This is a genomic window from Nocardioides sp. JCM 18999 (assembly GCF_055391175.1).
In genome coordinates this window covers 1,470,967-1,494,371 of record NZ_AP043887.1, presented here as the reverse complement: position 1 = coordinate 1,494,371, position 23,405 = coordinate 1,470,967, and the positions used below count along the sequence as shown (strand labels likewise).

At 68.7% G+C, this 23,405-nt stretch carries 25 protein-coding genes; 13 read left to right on the top strand and 12 right to left on the bottom strand.

All coding sequences use genetic code 11. From position 1 onward, the window contains the following. Window position 1: 1 nt before the first annotated feature. On the top strand, window positions 2–2,794 hold the full coding sequence (locus ACZ5J1_RS07245) for a DEAD/DEAH box helicase (protein ID WP_464563889.1): 2,793 nt from the start codon (window positions 2–4) through the stop codon (window positions 2,792–2,794). 30 nt (window positions 2,795–2,824) lie between these two features. Here the strand turns inward: ACZ5J1_RS07245 and ACZ5J1_RS07240 are convergent, their stop codons facing one another. Next, window positions 2,825–3,580, bottom strand: a complete 756-nt coding sequence (locus tag ACZ5J1_RS07240) for an SDR family NAD(P)-dependent oxidoreductase (RefSeq protein WP_464563887.1) — start codon at window positions 3,578–3,580, stop codon at window positions 2,825–2,827. Between the two features lie 112 nt (window positions 3,581–3,692). Here ACZ5J1_RS07240 and ACZ5J1_RS07235 point away from each other — a divergent pair, with 112 nt between their 5' ends. After that, on the top strand, window positions 3,693–4,268 hold the full coding sequence (locus ACZ5J1_RS07235) for a TetR/AcrR family transcriptional regulator (RefSeq protein ID WP_464563885.1): 576 nt from the start codon (window positions 3,693–3,695) through the stop codon (window positions 4,266–4,268). On the opposite strand, the gene ACZ5J1_RS07230 is transcribed toward ACZ5J1_RS07235, so the two are convergent. After that, window positions 4,219–5,148, bottom strand: a complete 930-nt coding sequence (locus ACZ5J1_RS07230) for a 5'-3' exonuclease (RefSeq protein WP_464564735.1) — start codon at window positions 5,146–5,148, stop codon at window positions 4,219–4,221. The two genes, ACZ5J1_RS07235 and ACZ5J1_RS07230, sit on opposite strands and share 50 nt — an antisense overlap. 56 nt (window positions 5,149–5,204) lie before the next feature. Here ACZ5J1_RS07230 and lnt point away from each other — a divergent pair, with 56 nt between their 5' ends. Both lnt and ACZ5J1_RS07220 read left to right on the top strand, forming a co-directional pair. Then, window positions 5,205–6,755 (top strand): apolipoprotein N-acyltransferase, encoded by a 1,551-nt coding sequence (gene lnt / locus ACZ5J1_RS07225; RefSeq protein WP_464563883.1) that lies wholly within the window; start codon window positions 5,205–5,207, stop codon window positions 6,753–6,755. Beyond that, window positions 6,748–7,533: a polyprenol monophosphomannose synthase gene (locus tag ACZ5J1_RS07220; protein ID WP_464563881.1), complete on the top strand. Its 786-nt coding sequence runs from the start codon at window positions 6,748–6,750 to the stop codon at window positions 7,531–7,533. Before lnt ends, ACZ5J1_RS07220 begins: the two co-directional genes overlap by 8 nt. A gap of 26 nt (window positions 7,534–7,559) precedes the next feature. Here ACZ5J1_RS07220 and ACZ5J1_RS07215 read toward each other — a convergent pair whose 3' ends face one another. The 5 genes from ACZ5J1_RS07215 to ACZ5J1_RS07195 all read right to left on the bottom strand — a co-directional run bounded on the left by ACZ5J1_RS07215 (window position 7,560) and on the right by ACZ5J1_RS07195 (window position 10,872). Further along, a complete protein-coding gene (locus tag ACZ5J1_RS07215) occupies window positions 7,560–7,949 on the bottom strand; it encodes an RNA polymerase-binding protein RbpA (protein WP_464563879.1) in 390 nt (129 codons plus the stop codon). A 105-nt stretch (window positions 7,950–8,054) separates the two neighbouring features. Next, the gene (locus ACZ5J1_RS07210) at window positions 8,055–8,258 is read right to left on the bottom strand and encodes a hypothetical protein (RefSeq protein WP_464563877.1); all 204 of its coding nucleotides are present in this window, start codon (window positions 8,256–8,258) and stop codon (window positions 8,055–8,057) included. Between the two features lie 699 nt (window positions 8,259–8,957). Continuing rightward, the gene (locus ACZ5J1_RS07205; protein WP_464563875.1) at window positions 8,958–9,407 is read right to left on the bottom strand and encodes a hypothetical protein; all 450 of its coding nucleotides are present in this window, start codon (window positions 9,405–9,407) and stop codon (window positions 8,958–8,960) included. An 81-nt stretch (window positions 9,408–9,488) separates the two neighbouring features. Next, complete coding sequence (locus tag ACZ5J1_RS07200; RefSeq protein ID WP_464563873.1) at window positions 9,489–10,019, bottom strand: RNA polymerase sigma factor; 531 nt, start codon at window positions 10,017–10,019, stop codon at window positions 9,489–9,491. A 22-nt stretch (window positions 10,020–10,041) separates the two neighbouring features. Further along, the gene (locus ACZ5J1_RS07195) at window positions 10,042–10,872 is read right to left on the bottom strand and encodes a hypothetical protein (RefSeq protein WP_464563871.1); all 831 of its coding nucleotides are present in this window, start codon (window positions 10,870–10,872) and stop codon (window positions 10,042–10,044) included. Between the two features lie 269 nt (window positions 10,873–11,141). On the opposite strand from ACZ5J1_RS07195, the gene ACZ5J1_RS07190 reads away from it, so the two are divergent. Further along, window positions 11,142–11,492 (top strand): Imm8 family immunity protein, encoded by a 351-nt coding sequence (locus ACZ5J1_RS07190; RefSeq protein WP_464563869.1) that lies wholly within the window; start codon window positions 11,142–11,144, stop codon window positions 11,490–11,492. A 436-nt stretch (window positions 11,493–11,928) separates the two neighbouring features. On the opposite strand, the gene ACZ5J1_RS07185 is transcribed toward ACZ5J1_RS07190, so the two are convergent. Genes ACZ5J1_RS07185 through ACZ5J1_RS07175 form a run of 3 tightly spaced genes read right to left on the bottom strand, consistent with a single transcriptional unit; the run spans window position 11,929 to window position 15,547 of the window. Further along, window positions 11,929–13,302: an MFS transporter gene (locus tag ACZ5J1_RS07185; RefSeq protein WP_464563867.1), complete on the bottom strand. Its 1,374-nt coding sequence runs from the start codon at window positions 13,300–13,302 to the stop codon at window positions 11,929–11,931. Next, complete coding sequence (locus ACZ5J1_RS07180) at window positions 13,299–14,042, bottom strand: glycerophosphodiester phosphodiesterase (RefSeq protein WP_464563865.1); 744 nt, start codon at window positions 14,040–14,042, stop codon at window positions 13,299–13,301. Before ACZ5J1_RS07180 ends, ACZ5J1_RS07185 begins: the two co-directional genes overlap by 4 nt. Before the next feature lie 23 nt (window positions 14,043–14,065). After that, window positions 14,066–15,547 (bottom strand): helix-turn-helix domain-containing protein, encoded by a 1,482-nt coding sequence (locus ACZ5J1_RS07175; RefSeq protein ID WP_464564733.1) that lies wholly within the window; start codon window positions 15,545–15,547, stop codon window positions 14,066–14,068. A 103-nt stretch (window positions 15,548–15,650) separates the two neighbouring features. Between ACZ5J1_RS07175 and ACZ5J1_RS07170 the strand changes: the two genes are divergently transcribed. The 5 genes from ACZ5J1_RS07170 (at window position 15,651) to ACZ5J1_RS07150 (ending at window position 20,491) form a co-directional block, all read left to right on the top strand. Further along, complete coding sequence (locus ACZ5J1_RS07170; RefSeq protein ID WP_464563863.1) at window positions 15,651–16,667, top strand: zinc-dependent alcohol dehydrogenase family protein; 1,017 nt, start codon at window positions 15,651–15,653, stop codon at window positions 16,665–16,667. Window positions 16,668–16,888: 221 nt separating this feature from the next. Further along, window positions 16,889–17,308, top strand: coding sequence for a helix-turn-helix transcriptional regulator (locus ACZ5J1_RS07165; RefSeq protein ID WP_464563861.1), 420 nt, complete (start codon window positions 16,889–16,891; stop codon window positions 17,306–17,308). A 10-nt stretch (window positions 17,309–17,318) separates the two neighbouring features. Next, window positions 17,319–17,726 (top strand): VOC family protein, encoded by a 408-nt coding sequence (locus ACZ5J1_RS07160; protein WP_464563859.1) that lies wholly within the window; start codon window positions 17,319–17,321, stop codon window positions 17,724–17,726. Between the two features lie 70 nt (window positions 17,727–17,796). After that, on the top strand, window positions 17,797–20,109 hold the full coding sequence (locus ACZ5J1_RS07155) for an ATP-binding cassette domain-containing protein (protein ID WP_464563857.1): 2,313 nt from the start codon (window positions 17,797–17,799) through the stop codon (window positions 20,107–20,109). After that, window positions 20,102–20,491, top strand: coding sequence for a hypothetical protein (locus ACZ5J1_RS07150; RefSeq protein WP_464563856.1), 390 nt, complete (start codon window positions 20,102–20,104; stop codon window positions 20,489–20,491). Before ACZ5J1_RS07155 ends, ACZ5J1_RS07150 begins: the two co-directional genes overlap by 8 nt. Here ACZ5J1_RS07150 and ACZ5J1_RS07145 read toward each other — a convergent pair whose 3' ends face one another. Further along, complete coding sequence (locus ACZ5J1_RS07145; RefSeq protein WP_464563854.1) at window positions 20,492–20,941, bottom strand: nitroreductase family deazaflavin-dependent oxidoreductase; 450 nt, start codon at window positions 20,939–20,941, stop codon at window positions 20,492–20,494. 40 nt (window positions 20,942–20,981) lie between these two features. Then, the gene (locus tag ACZ5J1_RS07140; RefSeq protein WP_464563852.1) at window positions 20,982–21,683 is read right to left on the bottom strand and encodes an SDR family oxidoreductase; all 702 of its coding nucleotides are present in this window, start codon (window positions 21,681–21,683) and stop codon (window positions 20,982–20,984) included. A 144-nt stretch (window positions 21,684–21,827) separates the two neighbouring features. Here ACZ5J1_RS07140 and ACZ5J1_RS07135 point away from each other — a divergent pair, with 144 nt between their 5' ends. The 3 genes from ACZ5J1_RS07135 (at window position 21,828) to ACZ5J1_RS07125 (ending at window position 23,361) form a co-directional block, all read left to right on the top strand. Then, on the top strand, window positions 21,828–22,040 hold the full coding sequence (locus tag ACZ5J1_RS07135; RefSeq protein WP_464563850.1) for a hypothetical protein: 213 nt from the start codon (window positions 21,828–21,830) through the stop codon (window positions 22,038–22,040). 110 nt (window positions 22,041–22,150) lie between these two features. Beyond that, window positions 22,151–22,780: a matrixin family metalloprotease gene (locus ACZ5J1_RS07130; protein WP_464563849.1), complete on the top strand. Its 630-nt coding sequence runs from the start codon at window positions 22,151–22,153 to the stop codon at window positions 22,778–22,780. A gap of 29 nt (window positions 22,781–22,809) precedes the next feature. Next, window positions 22,810–23,361: a hypothetical protein gene (locus ACZ5J1_RS07125; RefSeq protein WP_464563848.1), complete on the top strand. Its 552-nt coding sequence runs from the start codon at window positions 22,810–22,812 to the stop codon at window positions 23,359–23,361. The last annotated feature ends 44 nt before the right edge of the window (window positions 23,362–23,405 follow it).

Genomic DNA, 23,405 nt, shown 5'->3' with positions numbered 1-23,405 from the left:
CATGGCGACCGATGCGGCCGACGAGCTTTCCCCCGCCCAGCGATACGCCAAGTTCCGTGGCTCGCAGGCGCACCCGATCCTGGCCGATTTCGTCGCGCTGCACCGGTTCGGACTCGATGACTTCCAGCTCCGGGCCTGCCGGGAGATCGAGGAGGGGCGGGGCGTCCTGGTCGCCGCGCCGACCGGGTCGGGCAAGACGATCGTCGGCGAGTTCGCGATCCACCTCGCCCTGGCCACGGGTCGCAAGGCGTTCTACACCACCCCGATCAAGGCCCTGTCGAACCAGAAGTACCACGACCTCGTCGACCGCTACGGGCCCGACCAGGTCGGCCTGCTGACCGGTGACAACACGGTCAACGGCGAGGCACCCATCGTCGTGATGACGACCGAGGTGCTGCGCAACATGCTCTACGCCGGCTCCTCGACCCTGCTCGGGCTCGGTTTCGTGGTGATGGACGAGGTGCACTACCTCGCCGACCGCTCCCGTGGGGCGGTGTGGGAAGAGGTGATCATCCACCTGCCCGAGTCGGTGAGCGTGGTCTCGCTGTCGGCGACGGTCTCGAACGCCGAGGAGTTCGGCGAGTGGTTGGAGACCGTCCGCGGCGCGACCACGACGATCCTCGAGGAGAAGCGGCCGGTCCCGCTGTACCAGCACGTCATGGTCGGCAAGCGACTGATGGATCTCTTCGCGTCCTCCGACGTCGACGCCGCGGCCGGGTTCGTCAAGGAGGGCGCTCCGGTCAACGGCGAGCTGATGAAGGTCGCCCGCGACGACTGGGCCTCGTCCCGGATCAAGGACCGGCGCTCGCCGCGGGATCGACGTGGCTCCGGGCCGCGGCAGGTCGGGAACGGCCGGCGGGTCTGGATCCCCAGCCGGGTCGACATGATCGACTCGCTGGAGCGCGCCCGGCTGCTGCCGGCGATCGTGTTCATCTTCTCCCGGGTCGGCTGCGACGCGGCCGTCCAGCAGTGCTTGGCCGGGAACGTGAAGCTGACCACCCCGGAGGAACGGGACGCCGTCTTCGAGTTCGTCGAGGAGGCCTGCGCCGACCTGCCCTCCGAGGACCGTCACATCCTCGGGTACCACGACTGGCTGGACGCGCTGACCCGTGGCGTGGCCGCCCACCACGCCGGCATGCTGCCCGCCTTCAAGGAGGTCGTGGAGGCGCTCTACATCCGCGGACTGATCAAGGTCGTCTTCGCCACCGAGACCCTCGCGCTCGGCATCAACATGCCCGCCCGCACGGTGGTGATCGAGAAGCTGGTGAAGTGGAACGGCGAGACCCATGCCGACCTCACGCCGGGGGAGTACACCCAGCTCGTCGGGCGTGCCGGGCGCCGTGGCCTCGATACCGAGGGCCACGGGGTCGTGCTGTGGCAGCCCGGGATGAACCCCGGGGAGGTCGCCGGGCTGGCCTCCACCCGCACCTACCCGCTGCGGAGCAGCTTCAAGCCGTCGTACAACATGGCGGTCAACCTGGTGCACCAGTTCGGACGGCACCGCTCCCGCGAGCTGCTCGAGCAGAGCTTCGCCCAGTTCCAGGCCGACAAGGCCGTGGTCGGCCTGGCCCGGCAGCTGAAGAAGGCCGAGGACGCCCTCGACGGCTACCGCGAGGCTGCGACCTGCGACCAGGGCGACTTCATCGAGTACGCCGACCTGCGGCGACGGATCTCCGAGGCCGAGAAGAACGCCTCCCGATCCCGTCGGATGGACCGGCGCGAGGAGATCATCGCCTCCTTGGGGATGTTGAAGCCCGGTGACGTCATCTTCGTCCCGAACGGGAAGTTCTCCGGCTACGCCGTGGTGATCGATCCCGGGTTCGACGCCGACAATCCGCGGCCCTACGTGCTCACCCTCGACCGGCAAGCGCGCCGGCTCGCGATGATCGACTTCGGGACGCCGGTCAGCGCGCTCACCCGACTCCGGGTGCCGAAGCAGTTCAACGGCCGCAGCCCGCAGGCACGGCGAGACCTCGCCGCCCACCTGGCCGAGCGCAGTCGCGACCTGCCCCGGCACGCGGGCGCTGAGCGACCGGGCCGCGGTCCGTCGATGCCGGCTGGCGTCGAGGCCGAGATCGCCGCGCTGCGCAGCGAGATGAAGGCCCACCCCTGCCACAGCTGTCCGGACCGGGAGGACCACGCCCGCTGGGCCGAGCGTTGGTTCAAGCTGCAGCGCGACGCCACGACGCTCGAGCGGCGGGTGGAGTCGCGCACCAACACGGTGGCCCGACAGTTCGACCGGGTCTGCGACGTCCTGACCGCCCTGGGCTATCTCGACGACGAGGGCGTCGCCGAGACCGGTCGGCCGCTGATGCGGCTCTACTCCGAGCTGGACCTGGTCGCCGCGGAGTCGCTCCGCGCCGGCCTGTTCGACGGTCTCCGTCCGTCCGAGCTCGCGGCGGTGCTGTCCACGCTCGTCTTCGAGGCCCGCCGCAGCGACGACGCCTCAGCGCCGCGGCTGCCCGGCGGTCGGGCCCAGGACGCGATCGCGGGGTTGGTCCGGCTCTGGGGCGAGCTCGACGCCCTCGAACGGGACCACCGGCTCGACTTCCTGCGGCCACCGGACCTCGGTTTCGCCTATGCGGCGTTCCGTTGGGCCGAGGGTGACGACCTCGACGCCGTGCTCCGCGAGATCGACCTCGCGGCTGGCGACTTCGTCCGCTGGATGAAGCAGCTGATCGACCTGTGCGGTCAGGTCGCCAACGCGACCATCGACTCCCAGGTGCGCCACACCGCGCGTGCGGCGATCGACCAGCTCAAGCGCGGCGTGGTCGCCTACAGCGGCCTCGACTGAGGTCCGGCTCAGGCGACCACGCCGGCCGGATCAGTGGGCGGCGTAACCGCCGTCGACCAAGTGGTAGCTGCCCGTGATGAAGCCGGCGGCGTCCGAGCTGAGGAAGGCCACCAGCGCGGCGACCTCCTCGGGCGTCCCGAGGCGACCGAGCGCGTGCTGGCTGGCGAGGAAGGCCTTGGCCTCCTCATCGAGGTTCGCCTCGAGCAGGGGAGTGGCGATGAAGCCGGGCCCGACCGCGTTGACCCGGACCCCCTGCGCGCCGTACTCCAGTGCGGCGTTCTTGGTCAGGCCGATCAGACCGTGCTTGGCGGTGACGTAGGCGACCGACCCGGCGATCCCGACCGAACCGAGGACCGAGGCCATGTTGACGATGCTGCCGCCACCGTGGGCCGCCATCGCGGTGACCTGGGCACGCACGCCGTAGAAGACGCCGTCGAGGTTGACCTCGATGACCTTCTTCCAGCTGTCGACCGGGTAGTCACCGGTCGGTGCGTTGGCCCCGCCGATGCCGGCGTTGTTGACCGCGATCCCGAGCGGTGCCAACTCTTCGGCGGCCGCGACCAGCGCGTCGTTGACCTCGGGCTTCGCGACGTCACCGACCAGGGCGCGAGCCGTGCCGCCGGCCTGCTCGATCTCGGCGACGACGGCCTCAGCAGCCGCCTGGTCGAGGTCGGACACGATCACGGCGGCACCGCTGGCCGCCAGTGTGAGGGCGACCGAGCGCCCGATTCCCTTGCCCGCACCGGTCACGATGGCCGAGCGGCCAGCTACGTCGTAGGTAGCCATGCAACTCATCTCCTTCAGCGGCACCTCGCCGCTACGATCAATCCGACATCTGTCGGCTTCACTTAAGATAACCGACAGCTGTCGGATTCAATTCCCGAGAGAAGGCGGCCCGGTGGACGTTCGACAGCAGCGCACACGCGACCGACTGCACGCGACGGTGCTGGAGCTCGCGGAAGCCCGACCCATCTCCGAGATCACCATGACCGAGCTGACCACCGCAGCGAAGGTCCATCGGTCCACGCTCTACGAGCACGCCACGTCGCCGTTCGCGCTCCTCGAGGACGCCCTCACCGGGGAGCTCGACCGGCTCCGTTCCGGACTCTCCGACGGCACGGCCGTCGACGCTGCGGTGACCGAGGTGACCCGCGGCGTGCTGGACCACGTCCTGGCCCACCGCGACATCTACCGGCGCGGACTGGGGGAGGCCAGCGGCGCGGCGAGCCTGCACCCCATGCTGGCGCGCCACTTCCGCACCAGCGGCGCGCTGCTCTTCGCCGACCACGACTGGGGGGCCCTGGTCGCGGACGGGGTCACGACGTCAGCGCTGACCGACGCGGCGACCCGGTTCCTCGCTGACGGCACGGTCGGACAGATCGCCGGCTGGATCGAGGAGTCGGACCCCGACGTCGACCAGTTCCTCAGGGTGTACCTGGCGCTCGTTCCCCCGTGGTGGCCAGGGCAGCGCTGAGCCGGGCCACCGAGCCCGCCAGGTTCCACCGCTCGGCCAGGTCGGCGAGCGCGTCCGGGTCCCGGGGTGCGCGCGGCGCCGCCAGGCCGGTGGTGTCGAGGTCGATGTCGCGCGCGACGGCGACGACCTTCGGGGCCACGTCGAGGTAGGCGCTGGCCGCGGCGATCTTGGAGCGCGGCCCCGGCGCGAGGTTCGACGCCGGGTCGAGCACGGCGGCTCGGATCCCGTCGATCGAGTCGAACCGCTGCAGCAGCGTGGCCGCGGTCTTCTCGCCGACACCAGCGACACCGGGCAGGCCGTCGGAGGCGTCCCCCCGCAGGGTCGCGAAGTCGGCGTACTGGTCCGGGCGGACGTCGTACTTGGTCTGCACCCAGGCGGCGTCGACGCGTTCGTGCTTGCTGACACCGCGAGCGATGTAGAGCACGCGGACCCCGGCAGCATCGTCGACGAGCTGGAAGAGGTCACGGTCGCCGGTCACCACGTCGACGGGGCGGTCGGCCCCGGTGGCCAGGGTGCCGATGATGTCGTCGGCCTCGTAGCCGGCAGCGCCACGGACGGCGATCCCGAAGGCGCCCAGCACCTCGAGGATGATCGGCACCTGCACCTGGAGCGGGTCGGGCACCTCCTCGACGTCGGGGCCGACCTCGTGCTCCTCGACCACCCGATGAGCCTTGTAGGTCGGGATCAGGTCGACCCGCCAGGCGGGACGCCAGTCGTCGTCCCAGCAGCAGACCAGCTCGTCGGGGGAGTACTCACCGACCAGGCGCGCCATGAAGTCGAGCAGACCGCGGACGGCGTTGACGGGGGTGCCGTCCGGCGCCAGCACCTCGGGGACTCCGTAGAAGGCCCGGAAGTAGAGACTCGCAGTGTCCAGCAGCATCCGACTCACGCGTGCATCCAACCACGTCGGGCGTTCCCGGGGCGTAGCCTCTCCCCGTGCTCCGCCGCCCACCGCCGTCTGCGCGGCCCACCGTGCTGCGTCACCTCGGGGGAGTGCTCAGCGGGGTCGCGCTGGCGGCCGCCTTCGAACCGGTCGACCAGCCGTGGCTCGCACCGCTCGCGCTGGTGGCGCTGTTCGGGGTGATCCGCGGGCAGCGGCTGCGGGCCGGAGCGACGATCGGAGCCTGTTTCGGCCTCGGGTTCCTCGGCCTGCACCTGTTCTGGCTGCGGCTGGTCAGCTGGGCGGCGTGGGGCGCCCTGGTGGCCGCGGAGACGGTCTTCTTCGCCCTGCTGGGCGTCCTGGTCGCGTGGGCCTGGCGGCGCCGCGCCCCTGCCCTGTGGCTGGCCGCTGTCTGGCTCGCCGTGGAGGGGCTTCGCAGCACCGCGCCGTTCGGCGGGATGCCGTGGGGGCAGCTCGGGTTCACGGTGGTCGACACCCCGTGGGTGCGGGACCTGCCGTACCTCGGGGTACCACTGACCGGGTTCGTGCTGGCGCTGATCGCCGGGCTGGTCGCTGCGCGTCGCCTTCTTCCGTTGCTCCTCGTGGTGGCCGTGGCCTCGGCGCCACTGGTGCTCGCGTGGACCACGCCGACCCACGGATCCTTCCGCGTGGTGGCCATGCAGCCGGGGCTCGATGCCGATCGGATCGCCCCGTTCCACTACCAAGTGACGGAGGGGCTGGCCGAGCAGACGCTCGAGCTGTCCCGCCAGGTCGCCGGCGGGGTCGTCCCTCAGCCCGACCTGGTGGTGTGGCCGGAGAACTCCACGGCCGTCGACCCGTTCCTCGACGCACGCGACCACGGGGCCATCACGCTGGCCAGCCAGCAGCTCGGTGCTCCGATCCTCGTCGGCGCGATGGTCGAGGCGAAGAACGGCCGCGACGTGGCCAACGTCGGGATCCTCTGGGAGCCCGACGGCACCACCGAACAGGGCTATGTGAAGCAGCATCCGGTGCCGTGGGGTGAGTACCTCCCGTTCCGCGACCAGCTCGGCTGGCTGCACTTCGGCGACGTCCTGCCCAGCCGGGACATGCTGCACGGTTCCCGCACCACGCCGCTCGACGTCGACGGGGTGAAGGTGGCGGACGCGATCTGCTTCGACGTCGCCCACGCGGCCGTGCTCCGCGACCAGATCCACGCCGGCGCCGAGCTGGTGACCGTGCAGACCTCGAACGTGACGTACGGCGGCAGCGCCCAGCTGCGGCAGCAGTTCGACATCACCCGCGCCCGGGCGGCCGAGTCGGGACGCGTCGTCGTGGTCTCCTCGATCAACGGGATCAGCGGAGTGATCGGTCCGGACGGCAGCGTCCGGGCCGAGGCACCGGTGGTCGAGGGCGCCGTCCTCCAGGCGGACGTCGCCCTGCACGGCGGCCTGACCCCGGCGATCTGGCTGGGCGCGTGGCCGTGGCGGTTGATCACCCTGATCGTGACTGGTTCGATACTCGCCACCCTGCGGTCGCCCCGCGGTCAGCGTAACGTTGAGCCGGTCGGAGACGCTGTCACGGTTCCCGACAACGATGCACCTGGGGAGGGGCACCTGCATGAGTGAGCACGACGACGCCACAACGAGCCGATGGTTCGGAACCGCCGTGATGGTGGTGCCGACGTACAACGAGGCCGAGAACCTGGCCTGGATCATCGGTCGGCTCCGTGCTGCCCAACCTGCGGTCGACGTCCTCATCGTCGACGACGGTTCCCCTGACGGGACCGGACGGATCGCCGACGACCTCGCCACCGCGGACCCGGCCGTCCACGTCCTGCACCGGACCGAGAAGGCCGGCCTCGGCGCCGCCTACCTGCACGGCTTCAGATGGGCGCTGAGCGCGGGCTACGACGTGATCGGCGAGATGGACGCCGACGGCTCCCACCAGCCCGAGGAGCTGTACCTGCTTCTCGACGCGCTGGAGCACGCCGATCTCGTGATCGGGTCACGCTGGATCGCCGGCGGCTCGGTGGTGAACTGGCCGCTGCGCCGCGAGGCGCTTTCGCGCGGGGGCAACGCCTACGTGCGGCTGCTGCTCGGGATCAAGGTGCGCGACGCGACGGCCGGGTTCCGGGTCTTCCGCCGTTCGGCGCTGGAGAAGATCGACCTGGCCAGCGTGGAGTCGACGGGCTACGTCTTCCAGACCGATCTGGTCACCCGCACCCTGCACGCCGGGCTGAAGGTCAGTGAGGTCCCGATCCAGTTCGTGGAACGAGTGCGGGGGAACTCGAAGATGAGCGGGGCCGTGGCCGCGGAGTCGATGAAGCGCGTCACCGTGTGGGGCCTTCAGGAGCGCCGGACGCAGCTGCGGCGTGCGTGGCATCGAGCCCGCACGCCGCAGTGATGTTGCCTCTGAGTTGAGGTCGAGCCTCAGGCGTTCGCCTTCGACTTGCCCTTCTTGCTCGGCCGGTGCAGGTGCGCCGGGCCGATCTCGCCGTCGCGAAGCAGCTCCAGCCGCTCCTTGAGGATCTCTTCGAGCTCCTTCTCCGACCGACGCTCGAGCAGCATGTCCCAGTGCGTGCGGACCGGCTTCTCGTTCTTCTCCTCGACCGGTGCGCCTGCGGTGTTCAGGGCCTCCTGCCCGCACCGCGGGCATTCCCAGACCGCGGGAACGTCAGCCTCGTCGGACATGGTGACCTCGAAGTCGTGGCCCTGCGGACAGCGGTAACCCACCTGCTGCCGCCCCGCGAACTCGATGCCACGCTCGTCCTCGAAGCTCTGTCCGCCCAGTCGGGCACCTCGTAGTGTGCGCTCTGCCATGACACACCCCCTTCGGAAGTCTTCAACGGTACCGATCGGCGCATGATTCCGAAAGTGACCCAGATCCCAGGGACTTCTCAGGAACGGGCGGTGGGGGCGGTGGGGTCAGTGCCGCTTCTGGATGAGGGCGACGTAGGCGAGGGCGACGCCCAGCCCTGCGATCATCGGGCCGAACGACTGCGCGGCACCATCGGCGGTGAAGGTCCAGATCCCGCCGAGGGCGATCATGGCCAGCGCGATCAGCGAGGCCATCACCTTCACAGCGATGTTCGGCCCGCCGTAGCGGTTGTCCAGATCTGACTTGCTCACCCGAGGAATCTAGCCCAGCAGCCGGCCAGAGCCCCGAATGGCAGGGTGGCCCCAGGAGTTGGGTCTCGCGAAGGGAGTGGCGATGAACCGTGGCCGGTTCCGTGGCGAGATCCTGGGGGTCGGCAGCGACCTCGGCGTCCGGGTCGTCGTCGGACGTTGGACCTCCTCACCGCTCGGGACCTTCACCGACGCGATGGTGGAGACGGCCGAGGGACATCGCGTCCTGCTGGCGCCGAGCCCGGCGGTGGCGGAGTTCGTCGAGGCGACGTACTCCTTCGACGCCGTGCGTCTCGAGGACATCAGCGTCGCCGAGTCGCTCGACGGCCGGTGGTCCGTCCGATCCGCATCGCTCCTGCTCGAGGTGGAGCTCGGGGACCGGACGACCTGGGGGGCGGCTCCTCAGGCTGGTCCCTCGTCCCGTCGCGGAGAGCCCCGCGTGGTGCATCGTGACCGACACCGTGGCGCGGGTCGCCCTCCGCGACGTACGCACGCGCGGCAGTGCCGGCGGGGGTCGACGGGAGTGGTACGGCGCCACCGACCACCATGCCGTCACCGCGTTGTCCGGATCCTTCGACGGCGCCGACCTGGGTGGGCTCCGCCCGGTGCTTCCGGCGCCACACTTCGGCTTCTCCTCGACGCCCGCCGCCCCTCGGTCACGCGGGTGGTCACCACCGTGGCGTGGTGACCACGGTCAGAGGGTCAGCCGGCGGCCTTGGTGACGAGGGTGCGGATCAGGTCTTCTTCGACCTTGCCGATCTCGACGACGGCGTACGACGTCACCCACATCGCCCCGTCGTCGAGCTGGGCGGCCTCCTCGAAGCCGAGGCTCGCGTAGCGGGACTTGAACTTCGAGGCGGGCTTGAAGAAGACCACGACCTTGCCGTCGCGGGCGTAGGACGGGAACCCGTACCAGGTCTTCGGGTCGAGGCCGGGAGCGGCGTCGAGCACGATCCGGTGGATCGCTTCGGCGAGGCGCCGGTCGGGCTGGGGGAGTGCGGTGATCGCGGCGACGCACGCCTCCGCCTCGTCGGCCTTCTTCGCGCCGCCCTTCTTCTCCGCGCGCAGCTCGGCCGCGCGCTGCTTCATCGCGGCCAGCTCGTCCTCGGAGAAGCCGGAATCGGATGTCTTGGTCGTGGTCTTGGTAGCCATGGATCGACCCTAGAAGCGACGACTCGGCGGAGACTTCTCGATTCCTGACCGCTTCCCGTGAGGGCCCGTTCGCTGAGGCTCTCATCCGAACCTGAGACCTTCGGGCGGTTCGGCGAACTGGCGGGATCTGACGAGGGCGTCCAGTTCTGGATCGAGGGCGAGGGATCTCCGTGCTCGATGGAGTCGCACCCGGGCGGTGCCCGGGCGAATGCCGAACGCCACCGCGACCTCGGCAGGGGTGAGGTGCTCCCACTCGACGAGACGGATGAGCTCACGATCCTCGGCACTGAGTCGACCGAGCGCCGCGGCCACGACACCTTCCACGTGGTCGTCGGTGCGCAGCTCACTGCCTCGACCCAGCCGCTCGGCCTCATCGAGAGCCCTGGCCTCCTCGCTTCGGTTGCGGCGTTGCGCGGAGGCAAGCCGCCGTACGGTCCCGAACATCCATGCTCGTCTGAAGATCGGAGCCGGTACCTCTGCGCGTCGACGCCAGGCGATCGCGTACGCCTCGGCGACCAGATCCTCCGGATCGGTCACGGCCCTCCGTCGGAGGTAGCCGAAGAGCTCCGGCGCGGTGGCGCGATAGAGCTCTTCGAACTCGGCGATTGTCATCGGCTGAGGCATGGCGGTGCCGTCAGCCCTGGGGCTTCGCTTGAGGAAAGTCCGACATCGCGATTCCGTAGGCTTCGCACGCGCCCCACTTGGCGAGCACGCCACCCATGCCGGTGAGATCATCGGCCGCAGCGGCGGTGCGGAGAAGCGGGAAGTAGCCGGCCTCGGTGTTGTCCTCGAACAGCTGGGTCGTCGTCGTTCCGGTCGACGGATCAGTCACTTCCATGGGGGTGTACCGGATCGTCTGACGGGGATCCAGGTCCGTGACGGCCCTCCAGCGATGTGCTTCCTCGAGCATTCGCCCTGCTGCCGACTTGCCCACGGTGTCTCCGGCGCTCGTCGCCGCAGCCCATTGGTTCGCCCAGGCGCACACTGCCGCCCGTGCGGCCCAGAAGCGAACGGCCCCGGTCGCCACCGAGGTCTCGCCGGGAACGGCGCCCCTCTGGTCGCTACGCACCTCGGCCGACAGAAAACTGTCCCGATCACGTGCCGTCGGGAACGGTACGTCGCGCGTGGCCAGGTCGATGACCGCGCGATAGTCAGGTGCAGCTGGGTCGAGGTGCTCGCCCGGGCCTCCCAGGCGCAGATCCTCGGCGTCCTTCGCATATCTGCCGGTGTGGGCCGAGTACACCGTGGCCACGGCCACGCCACCGGCGCCGAGGACACCGGCGGCCACCCCCATGATGAGGAAGGCGCGCATCCGCCGTCGCCGGGGCCGAGCTTCGGCTGCAGAGATTTCCTCGTGGATCAGGTGCCAGGTCACGTCCATCTCGCGCTGGCTGACAGGCTCCTCGATGCCCGCGGCATCAGAGATCGCTCGGGAGTGTTCGTCGCTCCACTTCGACGCCTTCATGGTCCCTCCGATCGTTGGCATCCAGGCGGGTCAGCGCCTGCCAGCGGAGGAACCAGATGCTCGTCGGAACAGCGTGACGTTGGCAGGCTTCGGGTCCCTCCACGATGGTTGTGTCGAGGCGTTACACCGAATGTGAGGACGCTACGTGAGACGCGTCGGGCCAACGGTCAGTTCGACCTCCGCGTCGATCGCGGCGCCATGGCGCGGCGTTGTCGGCTACCTGCTCAGCGGCATGGTCGGGCTTCGCCCGATCAGGCACGATTCATTCCGTGCGAGCAGAGTTGAAGAGCCTGATGCTTGAACCTGATCCGAAGACACTGCCTGAGGATCCAGCGGCCTTCGCGCTGCGCGCTCGCATGATCATCGGACCTGAAGATGGTCCTGGCGAGGAGTCCTTCGACCTGACCCTGTGCACACCCGAATGGCTGGCAAGGGAAGTCAAAGGTGGGTTCTACGACCCACGTCATCACCTGGTCGTTGACGTCGAGGCATTCGACGTGAGCGCACTCCGCACGTGGCTGGCCAAAAGAGTGCAATCCGTTCAGGCCGATACGTGGGGTGAGATGGGGGAGCGCCTCGGAAGGCTGGGCTACTGGGAGTTCGAGGACTACCGACCCTGACCGCTCGTCGGCAGGAGTGGGTGTTCGATCGCGGCGGTTTGGGCGCACTTCGATGAGGCGCAGTGGTCACGGCGGAGTCCCGCCGATCTCGTTGTGGCGTAGGAGATGACCGGACCCGTCAGAGTGGGTCGGACGACGGCGCCACGTTGGGTTCGTCACCCGCGCCCGGGTCGGTCGGATTGACAGGGACTGGGGTGACTCCGGGGCTGACGGTGGGGTCCTCGATCGGCTGTTCGTTCGGATTCGTAGTCATGGTTGGTCGGTACCCCGCGAGTTCAGGATGACACCTTCTTCGCCTGATTGCCCGGGGACCAGGCGGCTGTACGACGCGCGCCCAAGCAGAGAGCGCTTGAACGAAAGGTCACACCATGCGCCGTTGCGGCGGTCCAGACCGGCCATCTCGGCGGTCCAGACCGGCCATCTCGGCGAACTCTGGTCAGAGGGTGGCGGGGACGCGGTTGCCGGCCTCGGCGATCCCGCGGCGCGGGTCGAGGCGGAGCAGGAAGAAGAGCCCGAGCGCGAAGAAGATGATCAGCGAGATGATCGAGGGGCGGTAGGAGCCGGTCAGCTGGAACATCAGGCCGAAGAGCAGCGTGCCGAACCAGGACGTGCCTCGTTCAGCGGCGTTGTACAACGCGAAGTACTCACCTTCGCGGCCGTGGGGGATGAGGAAGCTGAAGAAGGACCGGGACAGCGCCTGGGTGCCGCCCATGACGAGGCCGATCAGCACCCCGAGGATCAGGAAGAAGACGACCTCCTTGCGGGGCAGGAAGAACGCCGCGACCACGATGCCCATCCACGCGACGACGCCCCAGACCAGGCACTTGTAGGCGCCGTAGCGAGCCGCCACGCGACCGAAGAGGAGTGCTCCGCCGAAGGCGACGAACTGGATCAGCACGATGGCCCCGATCAGCACGCTGTCGCCGAAGCCGAGCTGCTTGGAGCCGTAGATCGCAGCGCTGGTGATGACGGTCTGGATCCCGTCGTTGTAGAACAGGTAGGCGATCAGGAAGGTCAACGTCATCGGGTAGTTGCGCAGGTCTCGCACCGTGACGATGAGCTGGCCGAAGCTGCGGCGGACCAGCCCGCCCCCGATCGGGGTCACCATCCGCGCGGGGCGATTGCGCAGCCGCACCACCGGGATGATGGTGAACGAGGCCCACCACACGGCGGCGCTGAGGAGGCAGACCCGGACCGCCATCTCCTTGCCCAACCCGAAGCTGTCGTGGCCGAGCACGAGGACCAGGTTGATCACGAGCAGCAGTCCGCCGCCGAGATAGCCGAACGCCCACCCGCGCGCCGAGACCGCGTCCCGCTCATCCTCAGTCGAGATGTCGACCAGGATCGCGTAGTAGCTGACCAGCGAGCAGCCGCACAGCAGGCTGGAGACCACCACCGCGACCGCACCGAGCTGCCAGTGGTCGCCGTGCAGGAAGAAGAGCAGGGACGCCACGGCAGCCCCGGACCAGGCGAACGTCGCCATGTGCCACTTCTTGCGGCCGCTGCGATCCACGAGCGTGCCGATCACCGGCAGCAGGAACGCGCTCGCGATCGTGGCGAAGGAGGTCAGGTACGACGGCAGCGAGCCGGCCGCCATCGGGATCCCGAGGATGTGCACCGCTTTGCTGCACGTGTCGTCGGCGCTGTTGCCGCAGCCGGCGGCCCGGCCAGCGACCGTGATCATCAGCGGACCGAAGAGCACCGTGAGGACCGTGGTGAAGTAGGCCGAGTTCGCCCAGTCGTACCAGTTCCACGCCCGCTGTTCGCGACGTCGTTCCAGTGGCGTCTCAGCTACGTCGATCACACTCACGGTGCCTCCCAAAGCCCCCGTACCGTCAGGACACTCTTCAGAATGTCGGTTCGGTCGGTCATCAGTCCATCGACACCCCGGTCCAGCAGGAGCTCCATCTCGGCGGGGTCGTCGATGGTCCACACGTGAACCTCGAGCCCGTTCGCGTGAGCACGCCGGATCACACCGCGCGAGGCGATGGTGAGGTGATGGCGGCGATGGGGGATCTGGAGGGCCATCGGCTTGAGCCGGCGCAGGGGCCGCGCCCACGGGCAGAGCACGTAGGCAGCGACCTCGTGCGGAGCCGCACTCGTCCTCACCCGCCCGCCGGTGATCCGCCGGAAACGCTTCATCTCCGCGTACGAGAAGGAGCCGACGACGACCCGGTCCTCCATCCCGCGCTCGGCGAGGAAGTCGGCGAGGGCCTGAGCAGTCCCCGGTGCCTTGAGGTCGATGTTGTAGCGGACGTCGTCGGGCAGGGTGTCCACGACCTCGGCCAGCGTCGAGATCCGCTCACCATCACCGAGACGACGGACGGCGATCTCGGCGTAGGTCAGCTCGGCGATCGCACCCGTCCCGTCACTGACCCGGTCCAGCACGGTGTCATGGGCGGCGACCAGTACGCCGTCCAGGGTGAGGTGGACGTCGGTCTCGATGTCGCGATAGCCGAGCGCCACCGCGTGCTTGAAGGCACGCAACGTGTTCTCGTGGTGGATCACCTCGGGGTGGAGGGCTCCACCGCGATGGGCGAACGCGCGCACAGGGCGGACCTGGTGCACGGTGCTCAGTTGCTGATGTCGCGGAACGGTTCGATCGTCGCGCCGAGCTCGTTGAGACGCTCAGCGAGATCCTCGTAACCGCGGGCGATCACGTAGGTCGACCGGAGCACGCTGGTGCCCTTGGCCGCCAGCATGGCGAGCAGGATCACCACTGCCGGACGCAATGCGGGCGGGCAGACGATCTCGGCGCCGGAGAAGTGCGAGGGCCCCTCGATCATCACCCGGTGCGGGTCGAGCAGCTTGACCTGTCCACCGAGCTTGTTGAGCTCGGTCAGGTAGATCGCCCGGTTCTCGTAGACCCAGTCGTGCAGCAGCGTCTGACCGCTCGCCACCGCGGCGATCACGGCGAAGAACGGCAGATTGTCGATGTTGAGCCCCGGGAACGGCATCGGGTGGATCTTGTCCAGGGGTGCGCGCAGCGTCGAGTGCCGCGTGGTCAGGTCGACCAGACGGGTCTGGCCGTTGGCGGCGACGTACTCCTCGGAACGCTCGTAGTGGAAGCCCATCTCCTCGAGGGTGGCGAGCTCGATCTCGAGGAACTCGATCGGCACCCGGCGGATCGTGATCTCGGAGTCGGTGACGATCGCGGCAGCGAGCAGGCTCATCGCCTCGATCGGGTCCTCGGCCGGCGCGTAGTCGACGTCGACGTTGATCTCGCTGACGCCGGTGACGGTCAGCGTCGTGGTGCCGATGCCCTCGACCGTGACGCCCAGGCGCTGGAGGTAGAAGCAGAGGTCCTGGACCATGTAGTTGGAGCTGGCGTTGCGGATCACCGTGGTGCCGGGGTGCAGGGCGGCGGCCATCAGGGTGTTCTCGGTGACGGTGTCACCACGCTCGGTCAGCACGATCGGGCGACCGGGGACGATCGCCCGGTCGACGCGGGCGTGGTAGGCGCCCTCGTTGGCCTTGACCTCGAGACCGAACGCCCGCAGGGCCGACATGTGCGGCTCGACGGTGCGCTCGCCGAGGTTGCACCCGCCGGCGTACGGCAGGTCGAAGGTGTCGGCACGGTGCAGCAGCGGACCGAGGAACATGATCACCGAGCGGGTACGACGCGCGGCTTCCTCGTCGACGCTGCCGAGCTGCAGGGTGCGCGGCGGGATGATCTCCAGGTCGTTGTCCTCGTTGAGCCACTTGGTCTGGACGCCGAGGCTGTTGAGCACCTCGATCAGCCGGTTGACCTCTTCGATCCGGGCGACCTTGCGCAGTGTGGTGCGGCCCTTGTTCAGCAGGCTGGCGCACAGCAGCGCGACACCGGCGTTCTTGGACGTCTTGACGTCGATCGTGCCTGACAGCGTGGTGGGTCCGGTCACCCGCAGGTGGACCGGGCCGGCACCCAACGACACGATCTCGGACTCCACGGCGGCACCGATCCGAGCGATCATCTCCAGCGTCAAGTTCTGCTGTCCCTTCTCGATGCGGTTGATCGCGCTCTGCGAGGTGCCCAAGCGCTCGGCGAGCTGCGCCTGGGTGAGTCCACGCAACATCCGGGCGTCCCGGATGAGGTTGCCGATGCGGTCTTTGTAGCCGTCAGACTGGATCGAAGTCGTCACCAGTCCACGGTAACTCACATGTGAGATACTGCCTAACATGCTCGCGACGACCCTCGAGGACATCCGCACCATCGACTTCCGGGAGATGCCCGACCCGGTGATCAAGGCTCCGACCGACGCCATCGTCAAGGTCATCGCCTCCTGCATCTGCGGTTCCGACCTGTGGCCGTTCCGCGGTGAGAACGGCCCGATCACGAAGCCGCAGACGATCGGGCACGAGTGTCTGGGGGAGATCGTCGCGGTCGGCTCCGAGGTCTCGAACTTCCGGGTCGGGGACCGCGTCGTGGTGCCGTTCGACCACTGCGACAACACCTGTGCGCACTGCCTCGCCGGCTCGCAGCAGTCCTGCGTGAACTTCGGGGTGACCACCAGTGGCCAGGCCGAGCTCGCCCGGGTGACCCAGGCCGACGGCTCGTTGGTGCGCCTGCCCGACCACGACGTCTCCCAGCTCCCGGACCTGCTCACCCTCTCCGACGTCTTCCCGACCGGGTACCACGCTGCGTTGAGCGCCGGCGTGACGAAGGGATCGACCGCCGTCGTCGTCGGCGACGGCGCGGTCGGCCTGCTCGGCGTGCTGTCGGCCCGGATCCTCGGCGCGGAGCGGATCATCGCGATGTCCCGCCACGAGCCGCGGCAGGCCCTGGCCCGCACCTTCGGCGCCACCGACATCGTCGCTGCTCGCGGCGCGGAGGGCGAGGCCGAGGTGATGGAGCTGACCGACGGGATCGGCGCGGACGCCGTCCTGGAGTGCGTCGGCACCGGTGCGTCGATGGACACCGCCTTCAACATCATCCGCCCGGGCGCCACCGTCGGGTTCGTCGGCGCGCCCCACGGCGTGACCCTGCCGGTGCGGACGATGTTCGTGAAGAACGCCCGTCTGGCCGGGGGGATGGCACCGGTCCGGCGTTACCTGCCCGAGCTGCTGCCGATAGTGCTCGAGGGCACGGTCAACCCCGGCCTGGTCTTCGACTCGACCCTGCCGATGTCCCAGGCCGCTGAGGGCTACCGGCAGATGGACGAGCGCGAAGCGATCAAGGTCTTCCTTCAGCCCTGAGGCTGCGCCTCGATTCAGCCCCGACGGGGCGCCGGGATCGCGTTCTCGGTGGCGGCACAGGCGCACTGCCCGTAGTCGCACGACAAGTACCGGTGCTCCTCATGGTCACAGCGAGAGCAGGCCGGCATCCGGGAGATGTGGATCCCAGCCTCCGTCGCTTCACAGTTGTCCCACATGCTTCTCAGATCGGCCTCGAGGGCCGGATGGCTAGTGTTTCTGCCATGTCGCTGGAGGAACTGGCCCGGATGCGCCGGATCCGTGACCGGATCGATCGGGAGTTCGCGCAGCCGCTCGACCTCGAGACGCTCGCGCACGACGAGTTCATCTCGTCGGGCCACCTGTCACGCCAGTTCAAGGCGGCGTACGGCGAGTCGCCGTACTCGTACCTGATGACCCGGCGGGTGGAACGGGCGATGGCGCTGCTGCGCCGGGGTGATCTGAGCATCACCGACATCTGCTTCACCGTCGGCTTCTCCTCGCTCGGCACCTTCAGCACCCGGTTCAGCGAGCTCGTCGGACGGTCGCCGAGCGCCTACCGTGATGCGGTCGAGGCCGGCGAGATGGACCTGCCGTCGTGCGTGGTGAAGGCAGTCTCACGACCGATCAGGAATCGAGAAGCGATGGGGCGCGGAGGCCAATAGCGTGGCTGACATGAATCTCACCATCCACACCACGTTCCTGCCGCAGACCGACCCGGACGCGGCGATCGGCTTCTACCGCGACGTCCTCGGCTTCGAGGTCCGCAACGACGTCGGGTACGGCGACCTGCACTGGATCACCGTCGGACCGGCCGACCAGCCCGACATCAACGTCGTCCTCGAGCCGCCGGCGATGGACCCCGGACTCAACGACGACGAGAAGCAGACGATCAACGAGCTGATCGCCAAGGGCACCTACGCGCGTCTCATCCTCGGAACCCCTGACCTCGACGGGACGTTCGAGAAGGTGCAGGCCAGCGGCGCCGAAGTGATCCAGGAACCCACCGACCAGCCGTACGGCGTGCGCGACTGCGCCTTCCGTGACCCGGCGGGCAACCACATCCGCATCAACCAGCTCTGAACCCCCGCACCAGGAGGCGCCCGTGAACCCCGCTGACTCCCATGAAGTGATCCGTGTGCGCGGAGCGCGCGTGAACAACCTCAAGGAGGTCTCGGTCGACATCCCCAAGCGTCGGCTCAGCGTCTTCACCGGCGTCTCCGGCTCGGGCAAGAGCTCGCTGGTCTTCGGCACGGTCGCTGCCGAGTCGCAGCGGCTGCTCAACGAGACCTACTCGACGTTCGTGCAGGGCTTCATGCCGTCGATGTCACGGCCCGACGTGGACCAGCTCGAGGGGATCACGACCGCGATCCTGGTGGACCAGGAGCGGATGGGCGCCAACCCGCGCGCCACGGTGGGCACAGCGACCGACGCGCACGCGATGCTGCGGATGCTGTTCAGCCGGATCGGGGAGCCCTACGTCGGTCCGCCGACCGCGTTCTCGTTCAACGTGCCCACCCGCAAGGCCAGCGGCGTGATGCAACGCGAGCGCGCCGACGGGCGCGTGGAGAAGAACGTGGTCAAGTCGGTCACCTACCTCGGCGGGATGTGCGCCACCTGCGAAGGCCGGGGGAGCGTCTCCGACCTGGACATGACGCAGATCTACGACGAGTCGAAGTCGCTGCGCGAGGGCGCGATCCTGGTGCCGGGCTACACCGCCGACGGCTGGATGGTCGCCTCGTTCATCGAGTCGGGGTTCATGGATCCCGACAAGGCGATCCGCGACTACACCAAGAAGGAGCTCGACGACCTGCTCTACAAGGAGCCGGTCAAGATCAAGGCCAAGGGCATCAACATCACCTACGAGGGGTTGATCCCGAAGATCCGGAAGTCGATGTTCAGCAAGGACATCGACTCCGTCCAGCCGCACATCCGGGCGTTCGTCGAGCGGGCCGCGGTCTTCGGCCGCTGCCCGTCCTGCGAGGGCACCCGGTTGAGTGAGGGCGCCCGCAGCTCGAAGATCAACGGTGCCTCCATCGCCGACGTGGCGCAGATGCAGATCACCGACCTGGCCGAGTGGCTGCGCGGGGTGGACGAGCCCGGCGTCGCACCGCTGATCGCCGGACTGCAGAGCCTGGTCGACTCCTTCGTCGAGATCGGCCTGGGCTACCTCTCGCTCGACCGCCCGACGGGGACGCTCTCGGGCGGGGAGTCCCAGCGCACCCGGATGATCCGGCACCTCGGCTCGGCCCTGACCGACGTCACCTACGTCTTCGACGAGCCGACCGTTGGCCTGCACCCGCACGACATCCACCGGATGAACCAGCTCCTGCTCGACCTGCGCGACAAGGGCAACACCGTGCTCGTGGTCGAGCACAAGCCGGAGACGATCGTGATCGCCGACCACGTCGTCGACCTCGGCCCCGGCGCAGGCAGCGGGGGAGGGGAGATCTGCTTCGAGGGCACGGTCGCGGAGCTGCGCGCCAGTGACTCGCTCACCGGGCGCCACCTCGACGACCGGGCACAGGTCAAGGACGTCGTACGGCGGGGGAGCGGGGTGATCGAGGTGCGCGGCGCCTCGACGAACAACCTGCGTGACGTCGACGTCGACATCCCGCTCGGGGTGCTGTGCGTGGTGACCGGTGTGGCCGGGTCGGGGAAGAGCTCGCTGATCCACGGTTCGGTCGCCCAGCGTGACGACGTCGTGTCGATCGACCAGAGCGCGATCAAGGGGTCGCGGCGCTCCAACCCGGCGACGTACACGGGGTTGCTCGACCCGATCCGGAAAGCGTTCGCCAAGGCGAACGGGGTCAAGCCGGCGCTGTTCAGCGCCAACTCCGAAGGCGCGTGCGAGACCTGCAACGGCGCCGGCATGATCTACACCGAGCTCGGCTTCATGGACACCGTCGAGACCCTGTGCGAGGAGTGCGGCGGTCGCCGGTTCCAGGCCGCGGTCCTGGAGTACACCCTCGGCGGGCTGTCGATCGCCGACGTCCTGGACCTCCCGGTCACCGCCGCTTTGGAGATGTTCTCCGCCGGTGAGGCGAAGACCCCGGCGGCGGCCAAGATCCTCGGGCGCCTCGACGACGTCGGCCTGAGCTACCTCCGGCTGGGCCAGCCGCTCACCACGCTGTCCGGGGGAGAGCGGCAACGTCTCAAGCTCGCGATGGCGCTGGCCGAGGAGGGCGACATCTACGTCCTGGACGAGCCGACCACCGGCCTTCACCTGGCCGACGTGGAAACGATGCTCGGCCTGCTCGACCGTCTCGTCGACGCCGGCAAGTCGGTCATCGTGATCGAGCACCACCAGGCCGTGATGGCGCACGCCGACTGGATCATCGACATCGGGCCGGGTGCCGGACGCGACGGGGGACAGGTCGTCTTCGAAGGAACGCCGGCCGACCTGATCAGCGCGAAGAAGCCCACCGTGACCGGCGAGCACCTCAAGGAGTACGTGGGTGACTGACGATCAACCCTTCTTGGTCCTCGGCATCCCACCCGGGAACGACACCGCGATCGTCGCAGCGGTCGCCGGGTCGCTCAAAGCGGCCAAGCGTCTCGTGCGCGCGCATGAGGGTGGCTTTCCAGGGTGGGCCTTCCAATGTGAGAGCTTCAACTACCGTCAGATCGACGGAAGCCCCGTAGCAATGCGAGCCATGGCGGCTGGCGAACAGTCCCCGATCCACGTCATGTGGGACGACGACGACTGCTTCGCGGTGTTCGACGAACGGGAGTCGATCGAGGCGGAGCAGGTTCAATGGCTCGCAGGCGGATCCACGGGAATCGAGATCGTCGCCGGAAGGACGAACGCCTGGCTCCTTGTTCCGGAGCCGGGCGTCGTCAACTGATCAGGCCGGCGTGCAGATGACGACCGGGATGTTCCGGTCCGTCTTCTCCTGGTAGCCGGCGTAGCCCTGGTAGGCATCGACGATCTGGGGCCAGAGGACGGTCTTCTCATCATCGGTCGCCTTGCGGGCGGTCCACGAGGACTCGACCCCGTCGAGCGTGATCGACACGGCCGGGTCGGCGAGCAGGTTGAGGTACCAGGCGGGGTGCCGGTCGTCGCCGCCCTTGGAGGCGACCAGGACCAGCCGGTCCGGTTCGGCGATCGGCGCGGTCAGCATGACCGTGCGTCGCTCCCCGGTCTTGCGCCCGACGGTGTGCAGCTCCAGGCTCGGCATCCCGCCGATCGAACCGAGCACCCGGCCGCCGCTGACCTTCATCACGACCTTGTGGGCCCGGTTCATGTTCTTGAGGAAGATGTCGAACGTCCGCTGACGCCGCGTGGGAGCACTCATGGGGCGCAGCCTAGGACAGGTCCGCCCCGGTGAGGTCGGCTCAGGCGACGCCTCGACCGCCGTCGAGGTCGATCACGGCGCCGGTCATGAACCCGTTCTCCATGCAGGCGAGGATCTGATGGGCGATCTCCTCGGGCTGGCCAAGCTGGCCCGTCGGGTTGAGCGCTGCGAGGTGCTCCACGCCGTCCGGGAATCCCGAGCGGAGCAACGGCGTGTCGGTGACGCCGGGGGAGACGCAGTTGACCCGGACGGGGGAGAGCTCGAGGGCCAGTCCCCTGGTCATCGACTCCAACGCAGCACACGCCGCGCCGACGACGACCCGCTGCGGTCGCGGACGGCGCCCCGCGAGTCCGGAAACAAAGGTGATCGAACCGCCGGGGGTGACGTCGGCCAGTCGTGCCACCCGGTACGAGCCCCAGAACTTGGAGCTGAAGATCTCCAACGCGTCGTCCATCGCGAGATCGCGCAGCGGCCCACCAGCTGGCTTGGCTGCCGTGACGACGACGTGGTCGTAGGGCGCCTCGTCGAGGAAGAACGCCTCGACCGAAGCATCGTCCGTGATGTCGATCTGTCGACCACTGCAGTCAGCACCGACGGCTTGGGTCGCCTCATCCAGCCGAGCTTCGTCGCGTCCAGCGATCACCACCGACGCACCCCGCGCCGCGGCCGCTCGAGCCACGGCGAGCCCGATGCCCGAGCTGCCTCCCACGACGAGAACACGCGAACCAACCAACGACGTCATCATGACGACACCTTTCGACCAGGACCTACTGAACGTTCGCTCAGGCTAACGAACCGGCCAACAAGTGGCACCAAAACTGGCGCTCCAGCGCTTGGCGGCCCGATTTTGGGGCCACTTGGCAGTCCGAAGGCCTAGCGTGCGGGCATGGCCGAGCAACCGAACCGCAGATCGCGGCGCTCAGGATGGACCTACTTCGCCATCTCGTTCGTGCCGATGATCACCTGGGTTCTCGTGACCCGGGACTGGGACACGCAACCGATGCTGATCGCCGGTGTCGCGTGCGCCATCGTCGTTGGCGCGGGCACCTGGGCGTACGGCACGTATGAGGAACGCCGAGCGAATTCAGTTCGCCGATAAGCGACATTATGTCAACTAACGTGCGGAACACCCTCCCCGCACCTGCCTGACATTGGGTAGCCGATCGACACGATCGCTCCCCACGAACGCCGGGAACGTACGACGGGCACGTGAGGCCCGGGAATCTCGGTTCGGGTACGCCGCGACGCGTCGGCGGCGTCGTGATGCTGATCGCCGTCGTCAGCACGACGGCCATGCTGAGCCTGACGACCCTGCGGCCGGCGGCGGCCTCACAGCGCGTCGATTCCTGGACCTGCCTCCAGGAAGGCTGTCCACGCTGGAGCGGCGACGAGGTGCTGCGCTGGAGCGTCGACCTCTCCGGTGCACCGGAGCCGCGGCGGGCCGTGCGCCAGATCAAGAAGGCGCTGGCGATCATCCACCGCTACAGCGGTCTCACCTTCACGCGTGTCTCGAGGAACGGCGATCCCGACCTGACGATCCGCTGGGGTACGGCGCCGAGGTACTCGTTGGCCGCGACCCGGGTCAGCAGCCTGGGCGGCGCCCGGGCCGTCACCGCCCAGATCGTCCGCGCGGCGATCACGTTGCAGCGACGCAACGACGGGACCCGCCGTGGCGTCCGTACGGCCGTCCTGATGCACGAGCTGATGCACGCCGTCGGGATCGGGCACAGCCATGACCGTCGGTCGCTGATGTACCCCGTGATGCGGGACTGGCGGCTCTCCCCCGGCGACCGCGCGGCACTGCGCTGGGCGGGTTCATCTGACAACTCGCACCCGTAACCGACCGCAGACCGCTACGTTAGGCCGCCGTGGACACCAAGCGGCTGGTCGGTATCGGAACAGGTCTTGCGGTCGTGGGCGGCGGGATCCTGCTCAAGACCCTGCTCGTCATCGGAGGATCCGAGGTCGCCGGAAGCGTCGCCGACCACGCCAACGACGCGAAGCGGGACGACACGGGCGCCGTCGTCAAGGCCGGTCGGCTCGATGCGATCTCCCTGCGGGCCGGAGACTGCTGGCAGGACGGCGCACTGGCGTCGACCTCCGACGCGATGTCCGACGTCGGCGAGGTCGCCGTGGTGCCGTGCAGCACGACACACAACGCCCAGGTGGTGGCCGTCCCGACCCATGACGGCACGTACCCCTCCTCCGACACCACCACGCAGTGGTGCTCGGACGCCCTGACGACCTGGTTCAGCGAGCACAAGCCCGCAGCGAAGAAGTTCCTGGACACCGAGCCCGACGCCGGCATCGCCTTCGTCATCCCCAGCGAGTCCGACTGGGAGGCCGACGGCCAGAATGCCGTGGTCTGCAGTGTCGAGGCGGCTGACGAGGCACTCGACTACCTCTTCCTGCTCTCCTGACCACTCCCCTTGCGCCGTTCGATCAACCGTCGTAACGTACAACT